We start from the raw sequence: 21,599 nt of genomic DNA, 5'->3' as shown, positions 1-21,599 counted from the left end.
TGAATAGGTAAGTGGTGCAGGGGGCGGAGGGGCCCTATCCTAAGGGATGGGGCAGGAGGAGGAAAAGCGGCAAATCACCCCCGTTGAGTCATGACGCAGCCGGCGGGGCATTTCTGCCGCGGAAGGTCCGGTTCAGGGGGAAATGCCGGAAGCGCGCCGGAAAGACGGGGCCGGTTAAAAGCCCAGGGCTTCCTTCTGCCAGTTCAGCAGGGTGGAGACGCCTTTTTCCCTGTCTTCCGCAATGGCTTCCAGGGAGGCCCGGGTAATCAGGAAGGAGCCTTCCATGCCCAGTTCTTCAGCCTTTTCATCCCTGAGCTTGCACAGGCGCGCCAGATTGGCCTCAAACTGGTCGGAATGCTGGCGGCGCTGGATGCGCGGGCGGCAGGGATAGTCGTCTTCATCCAGCAGGTAAAATTTCTGGAGGGCGTCCATGAACCGGCTGCGCCTGTGGGAGTGGAAGCGGGGCGGAGGAGTCACGGTGCGCTGTTCCTGAAGGGCCAGGCTCCACTGGATGAGGTCCGCGTTGGAGCAGACCATGAACGCGGGCTTGTCCCACGCTTTAGCCTCCGCATCGCGCCATGTCCACAGTTCCCGGAGGGCGGCCAGCCCTTTCCTGTTCAGCTTGCCGCAGCCCTGGATGCGCCAGGGGTCCTGATGGCCGGCCAGATGGCGTTCCCGGGCTCGGTCCATGGAGTGCCTGCAAATCTCTTCAAACCAGCCCATGCGTCCTTTTTCCCGGAGGGCGGCCGTCAGTTTGTCCGCCATGTCCAGCATGTAATTCACGTCGTTCAGGGCATAGGTGACCATGGTCGGGGAAAGGGGGCGCCGCGCCCAGTCCGCCTTTTGGGAGGACTTGCTCAGGGCTACGCCGTGGAAATGTTCCACCAGGGCGGCCAGCCCGAACTGGCGGAAGCCCAGCAGGCGCGCCGCCGTCTGGGTATCCCAGATCATGGCGGGCAGCGTTTCCCAGGCGTTCTGGAAGAGGCTCATGTCATAATCCGCCCCGTGCATCCAGACTTCCGTTTCCTTCAGCCAGTTGTAAAACGGCCCCATGTCTTCAATGGAGAGAGGGTCGATCAGGCAGGAGCCCGTTTCATCCGCGTACTGGATCAGGCAGATCTTTTCCTGATAGCGGTGCAGGCTGTCTGCCTCCAGGTCCAGGACTACCCGTCCCGTGGGCTGTGCGGTGGCGCGCTTGCGCCATTCCAGTAATTCCTCTTTCTCGCTAATCATCTTATTGCAACAGAGCGGGATTGAACCATGTATCAGCACGCCGGGCAACTGGAAATGCAAAAAAAGTGCTGATGGGGCAATCATGTATTGCCTATTTCCCGGAAATAGGGCACGAAGAAAGGCGCATGGAAGAGGAAGCTACAGAAACCGGACGCAACCACGGAGAACAGCCTTTGGACGAATTGATGAAGCGCTGGCATCTGACCAACCACGACCTGGTGGAGATTTCCCCGGAACAGCTTACCCACAAGCAGGTTCAAAAGGCCCGGCAGGGACGCCAGCTTACCTTGAAAATGATGCAGAAGGTGTGCCGCGCCTTGAACGTGGCCATCTGGGAGCGGCTTACCCCCATGCAGAAGGAGCAGTATTTTGAATACATGCACAAGCATGTGTTCAGCTATGCCAAGGGGTATGACCCGGCCTGGAAGGATCCGAACATGGACATGATGGCCTGATTCCGGACCTCTTTTCCGCCGCGGAGGCACGCATTCCCTTTTCCGTTTCTTGTTTCACGCTTCCGGGGGAAACCGGGCTGCGGCAGGGAATTTTTTTACAAGGCTGGCGGTTTTTATGAAGCGCCCTGATGCCCCGTTTTTTCCCGTTTTTACGGGAGATGGGCAGATCGTTCCGGGTATGGTATTGTGTTCCAGCAGGATGGAAAAAACAGACATTCCATTTGACAGCCAGAAAACCAGGGTGTATACGCCGCGCTCCTTTTTATCCGTCATCATGATGAATATTGCTTTTATTACCTGTTTCGTCGGTGTTCTGGGGATGTGTGCGGGAGCGTCCCTGGCCGAGGGCAAGCCGTGGTCCGGAGAAAAAGTTCCGCTGGCGGAGGACGGCGCGGTGGTTCTGGATGACAATGAATACCTGCTGAACCTGGCGGATTATGAAAAACTGGAGCAGGGAGGCGGTTTGCTGGTGCGGTATGCAGCCGGAAAGAACGGGCTCCGGGAAGACTCCGGCGCGTTCTATTTTGAAAACAGCCATGGAAAAATGGTGAGCGCCGCCGTGGAGCCGGTATCCGGAAATGCCGGAAAAACGGAACCGGAGCGTCTGGCCCTGGTCAGTCCCGCTTTCCCGCTGAATCCGGAAGGTAAGTGGAGCCTCAAGCGGAAGAGCAGGCCAGCCGAACTTTACCGGAAGAAGGTGGCCGTCTCCCACATGGACCAGGAATACACGTTCCAGAGCCACGAAGATGCGCAGGTGAAACTGGTGCACGGCGTGCTGGCAAATGCCCTGGTATCGGGAAATAACCGCTCCAAGAGTTATAACTCTTTCAAGGTAAGCCGTCCTACCCCCCCCCCCCCCTCCCCCCCCTCTCTTTCTGACTCGCTGAAGGAAAATTCCGGTTCTTCAGACGGGGAGGAAGAGGCAAGGGAGGAGGACGGACAGGCGGAAAGCCATGGGGACCGGGAGAAGCCGGAATCCGGGTTGCATCTTGCAGAGAATGCTGTTGCGGTTTCCGGCCCCGGCAGCCTTGCCGCGGTCCTGCGCGCGGGGCAGGACATCACTGTGACCGGAGGTGGAAGCGTTGCCCTGGAGGAAGGATTTGACGGAACGGTGCGGATGGAAGGTTCCGGAGATATTTTCCTGGACAGCGTCAATGTCAGCGACGGCGGCAACAAGGAAAAGCATTACGGCCTGAATATCCGGATGGACGGCGGCCCCGGCTCCAAGGTGTATCTGGGCTTCACGAGCTCTACGGCGCGCACGGCTTTTTTAGAGGGTACCGTTTCCGGTACGGGGACGCTGGTGTTTGAGAACACCAGCCGCAGCCGGGTAAGCATTTTTGACCTGACGGGCGCGGACATGAGCGGTTTCAGCGGCGTGGTCCAGGCGGCGGCGCCGCGTTCCAGCCTCTCCTCAGAAGGGTATAATACGCCCGTCCAGCTTCAGGCGGCGGGGAATATGAACGCCACGGTCATGGACCTGTCCGTGATCCGCCAGGGCGGCAAGGACCCCGCCGGGCTGGGAGGCTGGCTGACGGGCAATGCGGGAACTCCGTCCCTGGTCATTTTGAAGCTGGAGGGGGATTTGACCATCTCCGGCCTGGAAGGGGCCACGGCCGGTTCCTCCTCCCGCGTGACGGTGGGCAATGGGGCTGCCGCTACCCTGACCATTGACGGTGCGGAGAACCATGAATTCAAGGGAATGATCGGCGCCGCGGGCGCGGACGGCGGCTACTACGTGGGGACGGAGAAGAATGAGAGCTACAAGAATACCCAGCTTGTGGAGGCGGACGGCACCGGAGTCATCAATCTGGTCAAGAAGGGAAGCGGGGAGCAAACCGTTTATTCTGGCCGGCTGGGCAGTCTGGACATTCAGGGCGGCGTTTTCCGCCTGGGGGCGGATGGGGCCCTGACCGTAGGGAATTCCTTTTCCACTTCCTCCGGCGGCTTGCTGGACATTGCGGCAGGGGCCGCCCTCGCGCTGGATTACCATGAAGCGGCTTCCCGGCTGGGGGGAATGAACTGGCGGTCCGCCGGAACGCTTGTCTTCAACAAGGGACTGGTTCTGGATGTGGACGGAACGTTTCAACTGGATTCTTCCGTGCAATTTGCGGAGGGCTGCCTGCTGACGGTAATCATGCCCGAATCCGGCATTCAATCCGGAGAATCCCGCAAGCTGGTTTCCGTGACGGAGGGGAACACCCTGTCCTTTGCGGACGCCGTGCAGCGGGAAAAGGTCAGGTACGCCACGGGCAGGAATGCCGACGGCAGCTGGATTTACCGGGAGCTGGACGTTTACAGCGGACTGACCCTGAATGTGCAGGGGGGAGGCCAATGGCAGATGCTCGTAACCGGGCTGGATTCCACTTCCCTGGAAGGCACCTATTTTGACGCGGACAAGTTCAATTACTACGTCTGGCAGGGGAACGGGTCCAAGGTTCCGGACGGCAGCGTGTGGTCCGACGGGGCGGCGGGCTCCAGCCCGTGGGAAGGCGGCCTGACGTTCCGCAACGGGGAGCGTGAAGTCTTCTTCGGCATGCAGGATTTATCCGGTCATGCCGTGGACAGCTTTGACGTCATCCTTGACGGAACGGTGCGCGTCTCCAGCCTGACAGTCTCCGTGGACAAGGAGGCGAACGGCGGCATGGGCTATGTCTTCCACGCCGCGGACGGCGGCGCAGGCAGCATTGCGGACGCCGGACCGGACCACGCGGGCGAGCTGGTCAAGGAGGGCGCAGGCATGCTTACCCTGGCTACCGGCAATACTTTTTCCGGCGGAACGGAAATCCGTGAGGGCAGTATTCTGGCCGCCCGTGAAGGAGCCCTGGGCGCCGGGGATATCCGCATGGCGGACGGAACGGAACTGTATGTCAACTACCCCTTTGCCACGGAGCTGGATTCCTCTTACCGCAACCCCTCCATTGCCAACAACATCCGGATCGGGACGTCCTCCAAGGACACGGCGAAGGTGGTCATCGGCTACTCCCCCCTTTCCCTGGCGGAGAAGGAAGACCTGCCCGGCGCAGGTTCCTCCGGCTACCAGTGGGATTACCTAACTTCCCGCCACTGGCGCACGCTGTCCCTGACCGGCAGGCTGGACGGCTATGGGGAACTGACGCTGATGGGCTATACCTCCACGACGGCGGGCGGCCAGGACAAGTGGGTAAGCATGTTCCACATCTGCGATGAAAGCCTGGCCCCGGGGGAGAAGTCCAATTTCACCGGCACGGTCAAGCTGGACAACTACATTCTGTATTCCGAGGCGGACTCCCCCGCCAATGCGGATGCCAACAACGACATCCTGGCCATCCGGAAGCCCGGCGCCGTACAGCTCATCGTGGAAGACGATGCGCTGCGGAACGCCAAGGTGGACCTGACCCGCGCCCATACCGTGAACGCGGCGGACAACGGCACCGCTTTTGAAGGAAAGGAACGCATGGACCTTTACCACATCCTGCTGGTGCAGAAGGATGCCGTTCTGGCGGGGCTGCAAGGGGATTTGATCGGGAAAACGCAGGACAGCGAGTATTACGGCAAGACTTGCACCGTGGGGAGCGAAGTGGATACGCTGCGCGTGCTGACCAACTCCAACAGTACGCTGACGCTGGATGTGGACGGTACGGAAAAACTGTATTTTGCCGGCGTCTTCGGGACGGCATCCACGTATGGTTCCGCTACCTCCGGCAAGGTGACGGCCGCAAGCAGGGAAACCCTTTCCCTGACCAAGACGGGCGCGGGAGCCCAGTACATTCATACGGCCACGGTCAACCGCCTGGTGCTCCAGGAGGGGACGCTGGGCTTCAACAGCCTCAACGTGAAAACGAGCGCCGTCCTGTACGGAGGAACCAACCTGAATCTGGGAGTGACGCGGGGCATCGCCTCCGACGGCACGGCGCAGGAGTGGGGCGCAGCGGGGGGAGGCATGACCATCAATCCCGGTTATGCGCTCCACATCGTGACGGACAGGACCGTAAACGCCGGTACGGAGGCAGGGGCCGTTGCGGTTCCTGAAACGGCGGTGGTGAACGGTTCCGTGACGGTATCTGATTCCTCCTTCCTGTATTTTGACTGCTCCATCCTGCCTTCCGAACTGCAGGAGCATCCCCTGCTGGCCGTCAAGGGGCTGGAGGACATCGCTGATTCCGGCAGGTTGAACCTGAACGGCGACATCCTGGTGCGTTTCGGGGGATACGATTTTGGAGAAACGGACACGGTTGACAAAAAATATTATCTGGCGACGACGGAAAGCGGCATTTACGTGGACGGGGCGCTGGGCGGCTTTCAAACCCGCACGATTTCCATCGGGAACGGGTGGTTCGGCATCATCAAGGTTTCCGGGGACAATCTGAACCTGGTCATGACGGTGACCAATACGCCCATCCGCACCTGGTACAACGGGGAAAACCGGAGCGAGGGGGAATACGTGGCCGCCACGGACAACGTCTGGTTTGCCAATGAATTGCCCGAAGGGGAGGGGACCGACCGCAACCACTGGCTGGAGGGCCTGGACAAAAATCTGGGCCTTAATGGCTTTTACCGGGATACCTACCATGTGGCCTTCGGCGCGGAAGGAGCCGGGAAAACAGGAATGGTGGAAAGGGAGGAAGGAAAGGATTACAACGTGGTGCTCATCAGGGGGGAAGTGCGCCCCGCCTCCATCCGCGTGAAGGATGACGTCAACTACATCTTCCGCGCCCATGCGGACGGAGGCCTGATTGCGGACGGGGAGCTTCCGGATGACTATGAAACCAGCAACTGGAAAACCATTCTGACCAAGGAGGGAGCAGGAACCCTGGTGATGGAGACGGCCAACACGTATTCCGGCGGAACGGAAATCAACGGCGGCAGGGTAGTCATGAGGGATGCCGGAGCCCTGGGGACCGGGGAAATCCGGATGTTTGACGGCACCTCCCTGGCGCTGGACTACCAGAGCGGGGGCTTTATCCAGAAGGTGGCTCTGCTGAATAACCTGCTGACGGTGGCGGAGGATTCCGTGGTGACGGTGTCCCATACGGACAGGGTGATCGGTGGCGTCATTTCCACGGTCCGGGGGGATTCCACCGCCAACCTTGTCCTGCAGCATGCCAACGGCAGCGGCCAGACCGTTTTCCAGCTGGATGACGGCTCCAAATTCCATGGAAAGATCAGCATGAGCGGGACGCAGGACGGCCAGGGAACGGTGCAGGCTTGCCTGGACCGGAACACGTGGGAAGAAGCCGGTTTTGATTTAAGCCTGAATGGTGTGCAGAGCACGATACTGCATCTTGATTCCGTGGAGGACGTCCATCACATCACCCTGGCCGGCATCATGGGGCAGGATGAGGCTTCCTTCGTGACCACGGAAGCCAGCGCGGGGCGCGATTCCTCCACCACCCTTTTCCTGGCGGTGGGGACGCAGGACCGGATTTATTGCGGCAATGTGGGCTTTGGGCAGTACATCGACATGTATGATACGGGCCTGCGCCATGAGTCCGGCTACATCAGCCTGGTGAAGACGGGCATCTTTTCCCAGACGGTGGGGAATGCGCGCCTGGCTTCCCTGCAAATTGACGCGGGTTCCCTCAAGGTGGTAAACACTCTTCTGCTGGCCGGGGAATTGAGCGTGGCGCAGGATGGCAATCTGGTGGTGGGCCATGACGAATGGCAGGGGCTGTACGATTATGACGTGCAGGTCAACGACGGCGGCGTTCTGCGCCTGGGCTCCGGCTTTGGTTCCCTGACCGGGACTCCCTACACGGAAGACGGAGTTCAGAAAACCGGCAATACGATTCTTCTGAACGGCGGAGGCGTGCTGGGCATGCTGGACGCGGACTGGAGCAATGAGAATGAAATGGTGGTGAACGCCGGAGGGAAGGCCTTTGTGCTGGATACGACGGGTTACGATCCGGACTCCATGACGGCCTCCGGAAACAGCCATGTCATGACGCTCAACGGAACCGTCAAGCCCGGCGGCGCCTCCGGGACCATCATCGTCAAGAACGGCAATGCAGGCAAAAACGGCCGCGTGGTGCTGGGCGCGGCCAACACCTGGGACGGGATCTACCAGGTAACGGACCATGCCGCGCTGGAGCTGGCGCATGCGGGCGCGCTCAATACGAAAGCCGGAGTCGAACTCCAGGGAGCGGCTTCCCGACTGGACGTGAAGGCCGGAACGGTTTCCTACGCCGCTTCCGTGAAGCTGGCGGGAGCGGGAGCCTCCGTCAATACGCTGAACTCTTCCTCCCTCTCCGATATTTCCGTGGCGGTGACGGCCCGCACCGGGGCCGCCTCCTCCACGGTGGAGCGGGCTTTTCTAGGTTCTTCCGCCGGAGCGGGAATCGTGCAGGGAGCAGGCTCCGCGGCCCGCGCCCTGTTCAACGGCGTCAACGTGAACGTCAGGACGGGAGCGGCGCTGGCCCATACGGAATTCTCCGGCTCCGTGCTGGAGGTGGCCGCAGGGCAGGAGGCCCGCGTGACGGACATGCTCATTCATGCGGCGGATTCCGGCATCAGGCTGGGCGCGTTTTCCTCCCTGGCCGTCACTGGCGTTTCCACAACGGATTCCGTGCCGAACCTGAACATCAGCTATGCGGACGGCAACTTTTCCATGACAGCTCCCGATGCGTGGACGACCAATGCGCTGATTACCGGGGCCGGGCAGGCCTCCGTGGACTTCTCCGGCGGCGTGAACCTGCTGCTGACGGAGTGCTCCGGCAGCCTGATTGAAAAACTGGTGGAAGCCCGTGTGAGCACCATCAACTTCTTGCTGTATGACGGCTCCCTCACCAATGCCTTCAGCGGGGATTACTCCCTGGCCACCGTCCTTTATGACGCCGCCCTGAAAAACGCCGGCTTCATCCTGGCAAACGGGGACTCCTGGATGCGCGACGGCGTGGTGACGCTGGTGCGCACGGTTCCCGAACCCGGTACGGCCTCCGTAGCCTTGCTGGGCCTGGGCGCGCTGCTGCTGCGCCGCCGCAGGAGCTGAACTCCTGAAAAACATTCCGGCGCCGCGCGCATGAATCATGCAGACGGCGCCGGAAAAGGCAAAACGGAGAACCGGAACAAGGCCCGGTCCGGGAAATGGAAATACTTTATTGGGCGGACTTCGCCTGCTGCCAGCGTTCCTCCATGGCGTCCAGGGAGACTTCTTCCAGGGAAAGGCCGTCTTTGGCAAGCAGGCGTTCCATTTCATTGAAACGCCGTTCAAACTTCCTGTTCGCTCCGGCCATGGCCGTTTCCGGGTCTATTCCCTTCTTCCGGCACAGGTTGACTACGGAAAACAGGAGGTCCCCCAGTTCTTCCGTGACGTGCGGATCTTCCTCCGGCACGGGAAGGATCTCCTCACACTCCGCGGTTTCCTCCTTCACCTTGTCCAGGGCGCCCTGGGCGTCCGCCCAGTCAAACCCCGCTTTGGCGGCTTTTTTCTGGAGCTTCCAGGCGCGGAGCATGGGCGGCAGCCCCTTGCCCGTTCCATGAAGGTACGGGGTGGCCTCCGCGCCTTTTTCCTGGCGTTTGATCTTGTCCCACTGGGCCAGCACGGCATCCGTCGTGTCTGCCGTGGACTGGGCAAACACGTGGGGATGGCGGCGGACGAGCTTTTCACTCACTTCCGCGGCCACATCGTTGAAATTGAAACGCCCCGCCTCCTGGGCGATCTCCGCATGAAAAACCACTTGAAGCAGAACGTCGCCCAGCTCCTCCCGCATCTGCTCCCAGTCGTCCCTCTGGATGGTGTCCACCACTTCATAGGCCTCCTCGATCATGTTGGAAATCAGGGAGTGGTGGGTCTGTTCCGCGTCCCAGGGGCAGCCCTGGGGAGCGCGCAGGCGTTTCATGATGGCGATGAGGCGCTGCATTTGAAGGGCAGGCTCGCGGCATTCGATCATTTCAGTGTCGTTCATGACGGAGCCATACTAATCGCGCAAGGGCGGATGACTAGCAAAAATTCCTCTTTACCCGGAACGGTTCTTCCCTACACTCGCCCCCATGGAAGTTCACACGTGGAAAGAACGCACGGAAGAAGGCACCCTGGTATACAGGGCATGCCACCACGCCAGCAAATGGAAGCTGGAATGCGCCCCCAAGGTGGGCCGTGCGGAACGTGACGATGTGGAATGGGAACATGTGGAATTCACGCGGGCGCACTGGGTGACCCTGCGCGACGTGCTCTGGCGCAAGTACCAGCGCAAACGCTGTCCGTGGCGTTTCATTGAAGCCATAGACAAGCTTCTGGAAGACATGCCGGAAGAGGAGGAACCCGGTTCTCCCGATGGGGAGGACGGGCAGTAGGAACGCCCTTCAACTTCTGCCGTGCCGGGGATGCTGGAAGCGGTTTTCAGGGAATGGCTCTCCTGGGTGTACCCCTTCGTCTGTGAGTTGTGCGGACGGGGCGGACTGGACGGCTGCCATGTTTGTCCGGAATGCCGGGAGCGTTTCGTGCCCATTGAACCTCCCTGCTGCGCCGTTTGCGGAGAACCTGCGGAAGGCTCCTTCATCCCGTCCGGGTTATGCGCCCGCTGTGCGGAAACGGCTCCGTCCTTTGAGGAAGCCCGCGCCGCATACGTGAACGAAGGGGCATTGAGGGAGCTTCTGCTGGCCTTCAAATATGCGGGGGCCGTTCATCTGGCCGGAACCTTCGCGCGGATGATGGCGGAGGCCGTGCGCGGAAATCCCCACTGGTTCGGAGGAAAAAAGCGCCTGCTCGTTCCCGTGCCCATGCACCGCCGCAAGCTGGTGCGGAGGGGGTACAACCAGGCGCAGGAACTGGCGGCGCTGCTGGGGAGAGAACTGGGCTGGCCCTGTGCCGGGGTGCTGAAACGCCTGCCTGACCGGCTGCCCCAGGCCAGCCTGGCGCGGAAGCAGCGGCTCAGGCACGCCCGCAGGATTTATGCCGCGGATGAAAAAAGAATCAAACGTCATCCCGTCGCGGGAAGGGACGTGCTGCTGGTGGATGACGTTTTTACGACCGGGGCTACGGCGGACGCCTGCGCGCATCTGCTGCTCCGGGCCGGGGCGGCTTCCGTTTGCGTGCTGACGCTGGCGCGGACGCACCATGCATGGCATGGCTGAACCGGAATTTCCTTTCAGCTTCACCGTTTCCTTCCTACAATGGCAGTCATGAATCCGGAGCTGATGTTTCATACGGAAGACGAAGTCATGTTTTATGATACGGACTGCGGCGGAGTGGTTCATAACTTGGCCTACCTGCGCATGATTGAAGCCTGCCGCACCAAGCTGGGAGCCAAATTGGGCATGGATTACAAAACCATGAGCGATTTGCAGCAGTTCGCCGTGGTGGTCCGCCATGAAATCGACTACGTACGCCCCGCCGTGCTGGGGGACACCATTCTGACGACGGGATGGCTGCAATCCGTGGAACGGGCCCGGTTCTGGTGCGATTTTGAAATGCGCCGCGCCTCCAACAACGATCTTCTGGTGAGGGCCCATCAACAGCTGGCCCTGGTCCGGATGCCCCAGGGGCGCCCCGCGCGCATTCCAGCTGAATGGCGTGCGCGGTGGCAGGAATACATGGAATCCTGATCTTTTTTTGTCCGTCTTCCATTTTGCGCTTGCCATGAAAGGGGGCGTGGTGTTTACTGCCTCCGCCCTTCCAGCAAGGGTAAGTGCTTGGGTAGCTCAGTTGGTAGAGCAGTAGACTTTTAATCTATTGGTCCCGGGTTCGAGTCCCGGTCCAAGTACCATTCCCTTTCATACGTTGAAACTCCGCAGGAAGTATTTCCGGGCGGAGTTTCTTTTTTGAGGTAGCCGGAAAACGGGCGGGAACGTGGTGTTCCACCATCCAATGAGCATGGGAATGGGTATTGCCGTGCTGCCCGGTCCGTGAGGCCGCCGGCGGAACGGAAAGACGGAACCGGGCGGGGATGTCCATCAGGGCAAATCATGCCGGACGGCGCGTTCTATTTCATGGAACAGCAGGAAATGGTCTTTCAAATGGTACAGCCATGATCGGATGTCGGCCAGTTCGTGGGTTTCCAGCATGACCACCGGGAAGATGAACGGATTTTTTTTAACGGAGACTTCAATGAGGCCGATGATTTCGTTCCTCCTGCTCAGGACGGGGATGGCGAGGTATTGCATGTATTTTTCCTCCGGGGGCTGGTTGCGCTTCCGGAAGAAGCTGCGCCGCACTTCCGCCGGGCCGGAGAGGACCACGGGGCTGAGATGGCGTTCAGCGAACAATTGTTCATCCAGCATGGAGGGAGTTCCCGTCACGGGCCGCGGAGGCTGGGCCAGCAGAGAGGGGATGTCGTTATTGTGTTCTCCCTGCGCGTAGCCTGTGACGCGCAGGAAGGTCTGGCCCTGCTGCCACTCCGCCTGGATGTAAAGCACTTCAAAGATGAGGGAGCTTTTATATTCGGCCAGGGCTGCGGCGATGGTGGAACACAGGAACAGGCAGGCGGAGTTGAAGCTTTCCGTCGTTGCGCGGGAGCCGTCCGCTTTTTTCTCCCGGCGGTCTTCTCCATTCAGCTTGTTGGCGAAGTTTTCATATTCCCCGCTGAGGGCGGCGTAGGTTTTTTTGTAAAGAGCCGCACTGCGGTTTTTCAGCGTGCAGGCCTGTTTCTTCATCTCCCGGTTCCTGTTGATCAGCCTCTGGCATTCCACGTGCCACACGATGAAAGCGGCGCCCAGGATAACCAGCAGGACGATTTTTCCCGTGTTGGCGCCTTCCATGGGCGTCCCTCCGATGATGGAGATCACAACGACCAGGATGGGCTGGAACAGGTTTGCTTTTTTGAGGAAGGAGGGCTCTTTGAACATAAGAAAGATGCGGGAGAAAGGTTGGTTGAAAAGAAGGTGATGCTGTACAAGTCTTGTTAAAGGTGTGTTATTTGTTGATTATCAAAAATATTCCATATTGAAGGTTGAAATGGTGCGGAATGAAAGCAGGAAGCGGAGAGATTTTTTCTTATGCCATCTTAAATTAAGTTTATTTATAATCAATGAGTTTTTTGTTAATTTAGAAGCATTCTAATACGATATTTCTTTGAATGATAAGGCTTCCTTTGTTCCAATAATTGTTAGGAAAAAATAAGAGTTTTCCATTTGGGAAACGATTTGTTAAATCGCAGTGTTTTGATGTGTTTTATTTTGATTCATGGAATATCTTTGTTTACAGGGTAAAAGCATGGAGAGCCGGAGCAAGCTCCGTCCGGAGGGCCGGACTCCTTGCGGAATTGTCCGTCAATATCCGGATGGGGAAAAGGAATGGTGAATGGGCCCCCGGATATCAAGGGGGGGGAACAAATATTCTTCCGGCTTTTTACCGGAAATGATGCGGGTTACGGCTCCGGTGGCTGCGGTGCCGGAACGTCAGGGCTTGCCCCTGGAAAAACCCTGCCGCGGTAATGTTCCGTGCGCGCCTGCCAGGCTACCCGCCGTGCCGCATTATTCGGCATGGTTTTCTTCTGCCCACTTCCTGTACTGTGCGGACAGTTGTTCAATAAGCGGCTGGTGCCTGGAAGCGAGGTTTTTTTGTTCCGTCCTGTCCCTGATGTCGTATACCTGCCAGGGGCCGCGGTTGGGAGCCACCAGCTTGAATTGGCTGGTCAGGGCCGCGCGGTTCCTCTGGTGCTCCCAGAAAATGGTGCGGGAAGGGCAGGTGCCGGGAATGTAGTCCCATACCCTGGACGGAGGAAGCTTTCCGGGATTGGCCCAGTAGGCGTTGAGCGGCTTGCCGTCCATGTGGACGGGAACCGGAAGCTGGGCCCACGCCAGGCAGGTGGGGGCGAGATCCTGAAGCAGGAAGGGGGAGTGATAGCGCGCGCCGGGACGGATTCTGGAAGGGTAGCGGATGATGAAAGGCGCGGACAAGCCGCCGTCAAAGGTCTCAATCTTATACTGGCGGTAGGGGGTGTTGGACACGGCCGCCCACATGGGGCCGTACCCGTCCCGGCAGCCGGCTTCCCCCAGCGGACCGATGGGAAGAACGGTTTTCTTGTTCCTGTTGTTCTGGGGCATTTCCGCCGTTGCGCCGTTGTCTGACAGGAACATGACGATCGTGTTGCCGCTGAGGCGGTGGCGGTCCAGGGACGCAAGGATGCGGCCTATGCCGCGGTCCATGATGGAGATTTGGGCGGCGTAGGTGGCCATGCACCTGGAAAGGTAGTCCTTGCGCTCTGCTGTGGTCTTTTCATAGCCGGAAGGATTGAATTTTCCGGCCATGCCCAGCTTGGCGGAGGGAGGGACGATTCCGAGCTGTTTTTGTTTTTCCAGCCTCTTGGAGGCGATGGCATGCGGAGATTTTCCGCGGTAGGACGGCAGCATTTTTTCTATTTCCTCCCGGGGGGCCTGAAGGGGGGTGTGCGGGGCCGTGTAAGCCACGTAGAGGAAGAAGGGTTTTTTGCTTTTGGCGGCGTCGTCAATGTAGGCCAGGGCCGTTTGGGTGATGTCTTCCGTCATGTAGAAATCCTCCGGCAGGTCCTCCGGACGGAGCAATTTTCCGTCTTCTCCGAAGGGGCGGTCCGGCATGGGCTTGTAGTAATCCGCCGCGCCTCCCAGCAGGCCGCGGGAACGGTCGAAGCCGCGGTCCCAGGGGTAGGTTCCGCGGACTTTCCCCAGATGCCATTTTCCGGAAAGGTAGGTACGGTATCCCGCTTTTTTCAGGAGTTCAGGGAGGGTGGGGATATCCGGATTCAGCCGCCCGCGGTAGCCGGGGCGTCCGCTGTCGTCGTCCAGCAGCCCTACGTCCACCTTGTGGGGCTCGCAGCCGGTCATGATGGAGGCGCGGGAGGGGGAGCAGCGGGAAGCCGTGTAGCACCGTGTAGCCAGCATGCCCTGTGCGGCGAGGGAGTCCAGATGGGGAGTGGGGATTTCCGAGCCGTAGCAGCCCAGGTCGGACCATCCCATGTCGTCAGCCAGGATGAGGACGATGTTGGGCTTGTCCGCCGGGGAGGGGACAGGGGAGAGCAGCCAGAGGGCCATGCAGGCCAGGAGGGGGAAACTTGGAATGAAACGCATGGGAGGAACGGGGTGTATGATAAAGCAGGCAGGCCCGCGGACGGATCCTGCCCGGAGGCTGGAAAAGGAAAGCTGTCTTCCCTGTTGGCCCGGACAGCTTGCGCGACCGGGAATTCCTCCGGAAAAAGCCGGGTGGGCGGATATGGTGCGCCGGAAAAAATGCGTCTGCTACCACCACAGGACGGCGCAGAGCAGAATGGCGGCTCCGTAGGCCATGCCGCCCAGGCAGAGGGGCGTCCACCAGGCCGGTTTGGAGCATATCTTGTTCACCATGTCACGGTACAGGTAGGGCTTGCCTATCCAGAGGAGGGAAAGGAAAATGACAATGTAGCACCAGATGGGGATGAGCAGCCTGGTGACCGGGTCCTGGAGGAAGGCCGCGCTGAGAAGAGGGGCCGCCACCATCAGGCCGAAGATGCCGAGCGCCCGCGGAAAGAGCAGGTTTTTCACCTGGGTGACCATCAGCACCAGGAAAACGGGACACGCAAGCTGGAGTAGCCAGCGGATGCCTTCAAACTCCGCCAGCCCTACCCGGAAATAACTCAGCACGCCCAGCCCTTCCGGAGCCACCAGCAGGAAGAACCAGAACAGGCCGATGGCCAGCAGAACCTGGGCCAGCAGGTGGTTGCGCGGGGAGGCCAGCAGAAAGGCCTGCACCTGCTGCCTTTTTACCAGTGCGTAAAGGTGAACCAGCAGCAGAACGGCGCCCAGGACATATCCCGCCACGGGCAGCGGTATCATTCCATCATACGGATGCAGGAAGGGAGCGTGCTGGTTCATCTGAACGCTAACCTTAATGATTATCCCGGCTTCGTAAAGGCGAATCAGCGGGAGAGAGAAGAAAATTCCATCGGATTCCCGGCGTCAGGCCGCTGGAATTCCCCCGCAGCCGGCGGAGGAACGCAGGCTCAGGAGCCTTGGGTGACTTTTTCAAACGTGGGATCCTCCACAGGGGTGATTTTCCCGTCCGCGTAAAGCACCATGATGCCTCCCTGATGACGTTCCAGGGCCGGGACCACGATTTCCTCAAAGTCCTGCTCCGTGATGACGCTGCGCCCGTCAAGCGGAATGCCGTCGCTGATCCAGGGCTTGCCGCGCAGGGCCTGCCCGCGCGCCACGTTCATGGGGCGTCCCTTCCGGTTGTCCAGCCAGCTGGTGTAGGAAATGGTGTCCGGGCTGGCGGGAAGGATGGAATCTTCCGCCGCGAGGATTTCCGGCCGGTTGTCATTCTTGCAGCGGAAGGTGTCCGGAAGCATGTTCGGCTCCTTGTCGCTCCGGGCGATCAGGTCGGGCTGTTCTGCGTTCACGATGGGGGCCAGGGCGTCCCACCAGTTCCGGCACTCCCTGGCGGTCAGAAGGCTGTCCTTCATGCCGCTGGAGGGCAGCTTCCCGCCGTTCTGGCCTGCGAATTCCTTGCCCCAGTCGCTGATGCGGCGCAGGTTGTCCGTGCAGCGCGTTCTGGCCGCAGTCTCCGTAGCATGGGAATAAATGCTGTAGGATACGCCAGCCAGCAGGGCGATGATGGCGATGACCACGAGAACTTCAATAAGCGTGAAACCTTTGCTGCGTGAGGGGAGTAAGCGGGCTTTCATGATTTCCCGCCATTATGCACGATTGCCGCCGCTTGAAAAGGCAGAAACTGCGCCCTGGGGCGAAAAGCGCCGGACGGAGCTCCGGAAATGAAAAGGGCCGGTCCCGTGAAGGACCGGCCCGCAGGAAAGGAAATGGCTGGATTGCGCTTACTTGGCGGAAGTGACCAGCGCGGCGAAGGATTCCGGCTTCAGGGAAGCGCCGCCCACCAGGGCTCCGTCAATGTCCGGCTGGGCCATGAGCTCCACCACGTTTTCCGGCTTTACGGAACCGCCGTACTGGATGCGCACCCTGGCGGCGGTGTCCGCGCCGAAGACGTCGGAAATGACCTTGCGGATGAAGGCGTGGGCTTCCTGCGCTTCCTTGGAGGTGGCGGTCAGGCCGGTGCCGATGGCCCAGACGGGTTCATAGGCGATGACCAGGTTGGCCACTTCTTCCGGGGTGAGATCCTTGAGACCGCCCTTGAGCTGGATTTCCAGCACGGGTTCCAGAATGCCGCCCAGGCGTTCATCCTTCGTTTCACCGATGCAGAAAATCGGGGTGATGCCGGCGGCGATGGCCTTCTTGATCTTGGCGTTGATGATGGCGTCCGTTTCTCCGAAGTACTGGCGGCGTTCGCTGTGGCCGAGCACGACGTACTTGAGGCCCAGTTCATTCAGCATGCTGGTGGAGATTTCCCCGGTGTAGGCTCCGTTGTCATACTGGGAGACGTTCTGGGCGCCTACGGCAGTGCAGGAGCAGCCGTTCAGGGCGTTCAGCACGGAGGGGATGGTGGTGAAGGGGGGAATGACGACCACGTCGCATGCGACGTCTTTTCCCTTAACGAGGTTTTTGAAGCTTTCGATGAATTGGGCGCCTTCGGCGGGGCCGATGTTCATCTTCCAGTTGGCGGCAATGATGGGTTTGCGGGACATAGTGGAATGAGATTAATCAGGAGCACGCATTGTTGCCAAATTGGGGCCGAGGTCAAGCACAGATCAAAAGGGCCGCATACGCGCCGTCCGATTTTTCCTCATGGGGAAGGATGAGTTTTTCCTCCTTCAGGGTCCATTCCGGGTGGTTTTGCAGAAAATCCCTGACCACCAGGCCGTCTTCCTCCGCGTCAATGGAACAGGTGGAATAAACCAGCCTGCCGCCCGGCTTGACGGCCTGGGAGGCGTTTTCAAGAATGCTCCTCTGGAGGGCGGCCAGGCGGCGGATTTCCTGCGGGGTCAGGCGCCAGCGCACGTCCACGCGGCGCTGGATGACCCCGGTGTTGGAACAGGGCACGTCCAGAAGCACGGCGTCAAAACGGCGTTCCCATTCCGGAGGGCAGGGGAGGGACCAGTCCGCCTGCGCCGTCCGGACGGAGGAGGAACCCTGCCTGTCCAGGTTTTCCTTCAAGGTGGGCAGACGGTGTTCATGGAGGTCCGTGGCGGTCAGGCGCGCCTTGCCTCCGGTAGCGGCGATGATGGCGGCGGATTTGCCGCCGGGGGCGGCGCAGGCGTCCAGGATTTCCTCGCCGGGCCGGGGAGCCAGCAGGTCGATGGCGTAGCGGGTGGAGGGGTCCGCCACGTAAAGGGAGCCCGCTTTGATCTCTTCCAGCGGCAGGGCGCCGTCTACGGAGAACCAGCCGGGAGCGCGGTCCAGCGGAGCCAGGGAGGCTGGCATGCCGTTCACGGGGACCAGCGGATTGGCGCGGACGTACAGGCGCGGCGTGGTGTTGTTCCAGTGGAGCAGGGCGCGGACCGTTTGCGGCTCCATCTGCTGCGTCCACCGCTGCACCAGCCACGCCGGGGTGGAATAAAGAACGGGAAGCGGCAGTTTTTCCCGTTCCTCCAGGATGGCTTTCTCCCGCCGAAGCGCGTTGCGCAGGATGGCGTTGACAAGCCCCCGCAGGCGTGCGGGCGCAAGATTGACGGTTTCATACACGGCGGCGTGGTCTGCCATCCCCAGCAGGAAAAGCTGGCACAGCCCCAGTTGGAGGATGAGGCGCATTTCCAGGTCCAGCCTGCCTTTCCGCAGGGAGTCGATCACATGGTCCAGCCAGGTCTGGTTGCGCAGCACGCCGAAGACGAGGGCCTGCACCAGATGCCTGTCCGCCGTGGAAAGCGCAGCCCGCGAACATTCCCGGTCCACGAGGGTTTCCGCAAAGGAGCGGCCTTCATGCCAGCGCATCAGGCAGGTCAGGGCTGTCTGGCGGGAGGTGGGGGGATTGTTCTTCACCGGGGAACTCTACATGCGGAACGTTCAAGTTTCAACCTGCAAAAGCAAGCGGCGGAAAAAGGGCGGTTTTCCGGGGTTGTTCCGGCTTTTGCCTGTCTTTTCTGGGGCTTCCCGCTTCCTTCCTGTAAATGGCCTGGAGCCTTTCCAACTGGTCTTTCCTTGTTTCCGCCAGATTGTGCCTTTCCTCCGGGTCGCTGCTGATTTGAAAAAGGAGCCACTTGTCCTGCTTGTGCGTGAGCTTCCAGCCGTCCCCCGTGATGACCGTGTGGTCCACTACTACGTAATCGCGCTGGCTGGAAGGTTTGCCGAAGAGCATGTTTTTATAGGAAACGGAATCCTTGCCTTCCGGCATGCCCACTCCCGCCAGCTCGGCAAAGGTGGCCATATGGTCGTAGCTGGCTACCAGGCTGCGGCAAACCTTCCCGTGCGGCACGGTCCCGGGCCAGGAGACGATGAGGGGAATGCGGATGCCCCCTTCATGGTTGGTCCATTTCAACCCGGCCAGGTTGACCATGGCGTTCTTTTGGCCGATGAGCCCGCGGCTGCCGCGGAAAACGTCCAGCAGCTCCCCGGTGCCGTCCAGAACGCCGCCGTGGCAGTTGAGGCCGCGGCCCCGCTCCTTGTCCGTGCGGTAGTAAAGTTCATGCCCGTTGTCGGAGCTGAAAACGATGATGGTGCGCTTCTCCAGTCCCAGCTTGTGCACCTGGGCCAGGATGGCGCCCACCTGCCTGTCCAGCTTGTCCACCATGGAGGCGTATTCCTCCGCCGCCCCGGCGCATTCCCTGTTGCCGCCCGCGGCGCCCGCATAGGCCTGGCGGATGGCTGGATGACCGGCATACTTGTTCTCTGCGGGGGGAATATCCACCGGGCCGTGGGGCAGGTTGGTGGAGAAGAGGATGAACATGGGTCTGTTCCGGTTTTCCTCCATGAACTTGAGGGTCTCCGCCAGCATGGCGTCCGGAGCGTACGTCACTTTGCCGTCCCGGTTTCCTCTCCGTTTTTCCGTGGCTCCCGGCCCGTAAATCTCCGGGGTCTTGCCGCCGTCGGCATGCGTGTTGCCCGGAAGGGGAAGGCGTTCGCCGTCTTTCCAGAGGAAGGAGGGATAATAGCCGTGGGCCCGCTGATGGTCCATGTATCCCACGTAACGGTCCCATCCGTGCCTTTTCAGCTCTCCGTGCCAGGTGGTGAAGCCCCACTCCAGCTTTCCGAACTGGCCCGTGACGTATCCTGCCTTTTTCAGCAGTTCCGGAAGGAAAACCTCTCCCCCGGAAGGCTTGATGCGGGCCGCCCTGGCCGCTTTCTTTTCCAGTTCCTCGTTGGACCAGCCTTGTTGTTCCGCCGTGATGACCAGGCCGCCGTTTGTCTGGGTGTAGGAGCGGGAGTGGCTGTCATGCACGCCCATGAGCAGGGAGGCGCGCGCCGGGCAGCAGTATTGGCTGCTGTAGCACCGGGTGAACATGATGCCCTGTTTGGCCAGGCGGTCGATGTTGGGCGTTTTCACGATCTCCTGGCCGTAGCAGCCCAGCATGCCCATGCCCAGGTCATCCGCATAAATCAGAATGATGTTGGGCCTGGAAGCGGCAGTGGCCGGGACCGGACAGAACGCCAGCGCTGAAACAACTGCCAGAAATGTGCATGAAATAAATCCCATCACGGGCAGTACGTGGAAAAGGAAAGGATTGTTGCAAAGAAAAAACCGTCCGGAACTGGTATTCCGGACGGTTGATTGAAAACGTTGTGTTGCGGGGGCTTAGTTGCCGTAGGGCTTGTTGACGCGGCTGAACTGCTTCAGGCGCAATCCATTGAGGTGGATGAAGCCTTCCGCGTCGTCCTGGTTGTACAGTTCCTCATGGCCGCCTTCCATCGTGGCGATTTCTTCGGAATACAGGGACTGCGGGGAACGGCGTCCGGCGTACATGACGTTGCCCTTGTAAAGCTTCAGGCGCACTTCCCCGTTGACGGTTTCCTGGGACTTGGTCACCAGAGCCTGGATGGCTTCACGTTCCGGCGCAAACCAGAAGCCGTTGTAAACCAGCGTGGCGTATTCCGGAATGAGGGAATCGCGCACCTTCTGCACTTCACGGTCAATGGTGATGGTTTCAATGTCGCGGTGGGCCGCCAGCAGGATGGTGCCGCCGGGGGTTTCATAAATGCCGCGGCTTTTCATGCCGACGAAGCGGTTTTCCACAATGTCCACGCGACCGATGCCGTGCTTGCCGCCCAGGGCGTTCAGCACGTACATGACGCCCAGCGGGCTGAGCAGGGTATAGCCGTCGCGTTCCCCCTTCGGGGTGACGTTCAGTTCTTTCAGCAGGGCGTCAAGGCCGTCGTACTTGATGCCGATGGCATCGCCCTTTTCATACAGGATCTGAATGTATTCGGCCTGGTCCGGAGCGTCTTCCGGGGAAACGGAAAGCTTGTACATCTCACGGTCGGCGGGGGTGGTACCGTCGTACCAGGTATCTTCCAGCATCCCTGCTTCAAAGGAAATGTGGAGCAGGTTGCGGTCCATGGAATAAGGCTTTTTCAGCGACTGGCGGATCGGGATGCCATGGGATTCCGCGTAGGCGATCATTTCCGTACGGCCCGGGAACTGCTTGCGGAATTCGGGGTCGCGCCAGGGGGCGATGACCTTGATGTTCGGGGCCAGGGCATTGACGGCCAGTTCAAAGCGCACCTGGTCGTTCCCCTTGCCGGTGGCGCCGTGGGCGATGGCGTCCGCTCCTTCACGGATGGCCAGGTCCACCATGTCCTTGGAAATGCAGGGGCGCGCGATGGAGGTGCCCAGCAGGTAGCGGCCTTCGTAAAGGGCGTTGGCCTGCATCATGGGGAAGATGTAGTTGGCAGCGAAGTCTTCCTTGAGGTCGCCGATGAAGCACTTGGAGGCTCCCGTAGCCAGGGCCTTGGCTTCCAGGCCGTCCAGTTCTTCCGCCTGGCCTACGTCTGCGCAGTAGGCGATGATTTCGGCATTGTATTTTTCCTTGAGCCACTTCAGAAGAACAGAGGTGTCAAGGCCGCCAGAGTATGCAACTACGATTTTCATGTACGTCAATGATTAGTGTGCGGCGGCATGATGCCCCATTCCCCCCCCGGAGGAAAGGACAAAATCATGTTTAACCACGGGCTTTTTCCCGGAACTGTCCAGAGCGGCTTCCC

At 60.2% G+C, this 21,599-nt stretch carries 15 protein-coding genes and 1 tRNA gene; 6 read left to right on the top strand and 10 right to left on the bottom strand.

Annotation, left to right across the window (positions count from 1 at the left end):
* Positions 1–174: 174 nt before the first annotated feature.
* Positions 175–1,233: a ribonuclease D gene (locus tag HJW02_RS08210; protein ID WP_180971010.1), complete on the bottom strand. Its 1,059-nt coding sequence runs from the start codon at positions 1,231–1,233 to the stop codon at positions 175–177.
* Positions 1,234–1,358: 125 nt separating this feature from the next.
* Here HJW02_RS08210 and HJW02_RS08205 point away from each other — a divergent pair, with 125 nt between their 5' ends.
* Positions 1,359–1,688: a hypothetical protein gene (locus HJW02_RS08205; RefSeq protein WP_022397624.1), complete on the top strand. Its 330-nt coding sequence runs from the start codon at positions 1,359–1,361 to the stop codon at positions 1,686–1,688.
* Positions 1,689–1,962: 274 nt separating this feature from the next.
* Complete coding sequence (locus HJW02_RS08200) at positions 1,963–8,655, top strand: autotransporter-associated beta strand repeat-containing protein (RefSeq protein WP_208050627.1); 6,693 nt, start codon at positions 1,963–1,965, stop codon at positions 8,653–8,655.
* 106 nt (positions 8,656–8,761) lie between these two features.
* On the opposite strand, the gene mazG is transcribed toward HJW02_RS08200, so the two are convergent.
* On the bottom strand, positions 8,762–9,571 hold the full coding sequence (mazG, locus tag HJW02_RS08195; RefSeq protein ID WP_102722836.1) for a nucleoside triphosphate pyrophosphohydrolase: 810 nt from the start codon (positions 9,569–9,571) through the stop codon (positions 8,762–8,764).
* A gap of 85 nt (positions 9,572–9,656) precedes the next feature.
* Here mazG and HJW02_RS08190 point away from each other — a divergent pair, with 85 nt between their 5' ends.
* From HJW02_RS08190 to HJW02_RS08175, 4 genes are all read left to right on the top strand, one after another.
* Positions 9,657–9,959 (top strand): hypothetical protein, encoded by a 303-nt coding sequence (locus tag HJW02_RS08190; protein ID WP_102722837.1) that lies wholly within the window; start codon positions 9,657–9,659, stop codon positions 9,957–9,959.
* Positions 9,960–9,989: 30 nt separating this feature from the next.
* Positions 9,990–10,739: a ComF family protein gene (locus HJW02_RS08185; protein ID WP_102722838.1), complete on the top strand. Its 750-nt coding sequence runs from the start codon at positions 9,990–9,992 to the stop codon at positions 10,737–10,739.
* Positions 10,740–10,778: 39 nt separating this feature from the next.
* Positions 10,779–11,210, top strand: a complete 432-nt coding sequence (locus tag HJW02_RS08180; protein WP_102722839.1) for a thioesterase family protein — start codon at positions 10,779–10,781, stop codon at positions 11,208–11,210.
* Positions 11,211–11,295: 85 nt separating this feature from the next.
* Positions 11,296–11,371: transfer RNA gene (locus HJW02_RS08175), tRNA-Lys, on the top strand.
* 187 nt (positions 11,372–11,558) lie between these two features.
* Here the strand turns inward: HJW02_RS08175 and HJW02_RS08170 are convergent.
* The 8 genes from HJW02_RS08170 to HJW02_RS08135 form a co-directional block, all read right to left on the bottom strand.
* Complete coding sequence (locus tag HJW02_RS08170; protein ID WP_102722840.1) at positions 11,559–12,449, bottom strand: hypothetical protein; 891 nt, start codon at positions 12,447–12,449, stop codon at positions 11,559–11,561.
* Positions 12,450–13,076: 627 nt separating this feature from the next.
* Positions 13,077–14,648: an arylsulfatase gene (locus HJW02_RS08165; protein WP_102722841.1), complete on the bottom strand. Its 1,572-nt coding sequence runs from the start codon at positions 14,646–14,648 to the stop codon at positions 13,077–13,079.
* 168 nt (positions 14,649–14,816) lie between these two features.
* Positions 14,817–15,428 (bottom strand): hypothetical protein, encoded by a 612-nt coding sequence (locus tag HJW02_RS08160; RefSeq protein WP_102722842.1) that lies wholly within the window; start codon positions 15,426–15,428, stop codon positions 14,817–14,819.
* A 128-nt stretch (positions 15,429–15,556) separates the two neighbouring features.
* Entirely contained in the window at positions 15,557–16,240 is a 684-nt protein-coding gene (locus HJW02_RS08155) for a prepilin-type N-terminal cleavage/methylation domain-containing protein (protein WP_022397614.1), read from the bottom strand.
* Between the two features lie 147 nt (positions 16,241–16,387).
* Positions 16,388–17,152 carry a triose-phosphate isomerase gene (gene tpiA, locus HJW02_RS08150; protein WP_022397613.1) on the bottom strand — a complete coding sequence of 255 codons (765 nt, stop codon included), beginning with the start codon at positions 17,150–17,152 and terminating at the stop codon, positions 16,388–16,390.
* 52 nt (positions 17,153–17,204) lie between these two features.
* On the bottom strand, positions 17,205–18,443 hold the full coding sequence (locus tag HJW02_RS14145; RefSeq protein WP_022397612.1) for a transcription antitermination factor NusB: 1,239 nt from the start codon (positions 18,441–18,443) through the stop codon (positions 17,205–17,207).
* 31 nt (positions 18,444–18,474) lie between these two features.
* Positions 18,475–20,094, bottom strand: coding sequence for a sulfatase-like hydrolase/transferase (locus HJW02_RS08140; protein WP_102722843.1), 1,620 nt, complete (start codon positions 20,092–20,094; stop codon positions 18,475–18,477).
* A 99-nt stretch (positions 20,095–20,193) separates the two neighbouring features.
* Positions 20,194–21,486, bottom strand: a complete 1,293-nt coding sequence (locus HJW02_RS08135; protein ID WP_102722863.1) for an argininosuccinate synthase — start codon at positions 21,484–21,486, stop codon at positions 20,194–20,196.
* Positions 21,487–21,599: the final 113 nt, after the last annotated feature.

The organism is Akkermansia sp. GGCC_0220 (assembly GCF_017566105.1).
GTDB classification, from domain to species: Bacteria; Verrucomicrobiota; Verrucomicrobiia; order Verrucomicrobiales; family Akkermansiaceae; genus Akkermansia; species Akkermansia massiliensis.
The sequence above is the reverse complement of the archived record's forward strand: the minus strand, read 5'-3'. Positions and strand labels throughout refer to the sequence as shown.

Coding starts and splice junctions, on each gene's coding strand:
- HJW02_RS08160 (WP_102722842.1), bottom strand. CDS start 15,428: ATGAACCAGCACGCTCCCTTCCTGCATCCGTATGATGGAATGATACCG.
- tpiA (WP_022397613.1), bottom strand. CDS start 17,152: ATGTCCCGCAAACCCATCATTGCCGCCAACTGGAAGATGAACATCGGC.
- HJW02_RS08135 (WP_102722863.1), bottom strand. CDS start 21,486: ATGAAAATCGTAGTTGCATACTCTGGCGGCCTTGACACCTCTGTTCTT.
- HJW02_RS08140 (WP_102722843.1), bottom strand. CDS start 20,094: ATGGGATTTATTTCATGCACATTTCTGGCAGTTGTTTCAGCGCTGGCG.
- HJW02_RS08180 (WP_102722839.1), top strand. CDS start 10,779: ATGGCAGTCATGAATCCGGAGCTGATGTTTCATACGGAAGACGAAGTC.
- HJW02_RS08155 (WP_022397614.1), bottom strand. CDS start 16,240: ATGAAAGCCCGCTTACTCCCCTCACGCAGCAAAGGTTTCACGCTTATT.
- HJW02_RS08190 (WP_102722837.1), top strand. CDS start 9,657: ATGGAAGTTCACACGTGGAAAGAACGCACGGAAGAAGGCACCCTGGTA.
- HJW02_RS08200 (WP_208050627.1), top strand. CDS start 1,963: ATGATGAATATTGCTTTTATTACCTGTTTCGTCGGTGTTCTGGGGATG.
- HJW02_RS08185 (WP_102722838.1), top strand. CDS start 9,990: ATGCTGGAAGCGGTTTTCAGGGAATGGCTCTCCTGGGTGTACCCCTTC.
- HJW02_RS08165 (WP_102722841.1), bottom strand. CDS start 14,648: ATGCGTTTCATTCCAAGTTTCCCCCTCCTGGCCTGCATGGCCCTCTGG.
- HJW02_RS08170 (WP_102722840.1), bottom strand. CDS start 12,449: ATGTTCAAAGAGCCCTCCTTCCTCAAAAAAGCAAACCTGTTCCAGCCC.
- HJW02_RS08210 (WP_180971010.1), bottom strand. CDS start 1,233: ATGATTAGCGAGAAAGAGGAATTACTGGAATGGCGCAAGCGCGCCACC.
- mazG (WP_102722836.1), bottom strand. CDS start 9,571: ATGAACGACACTGAAATGATCGAATGCCGCGAGCCTGCCCTTCAAATG.
- HJW02_RS08205 (WP_022397624.1), top strand. CDS start 1,359: ATGGAAGAGGAAGCTACAGAAACCGGACGCAACCACGGAGAACAGCCT.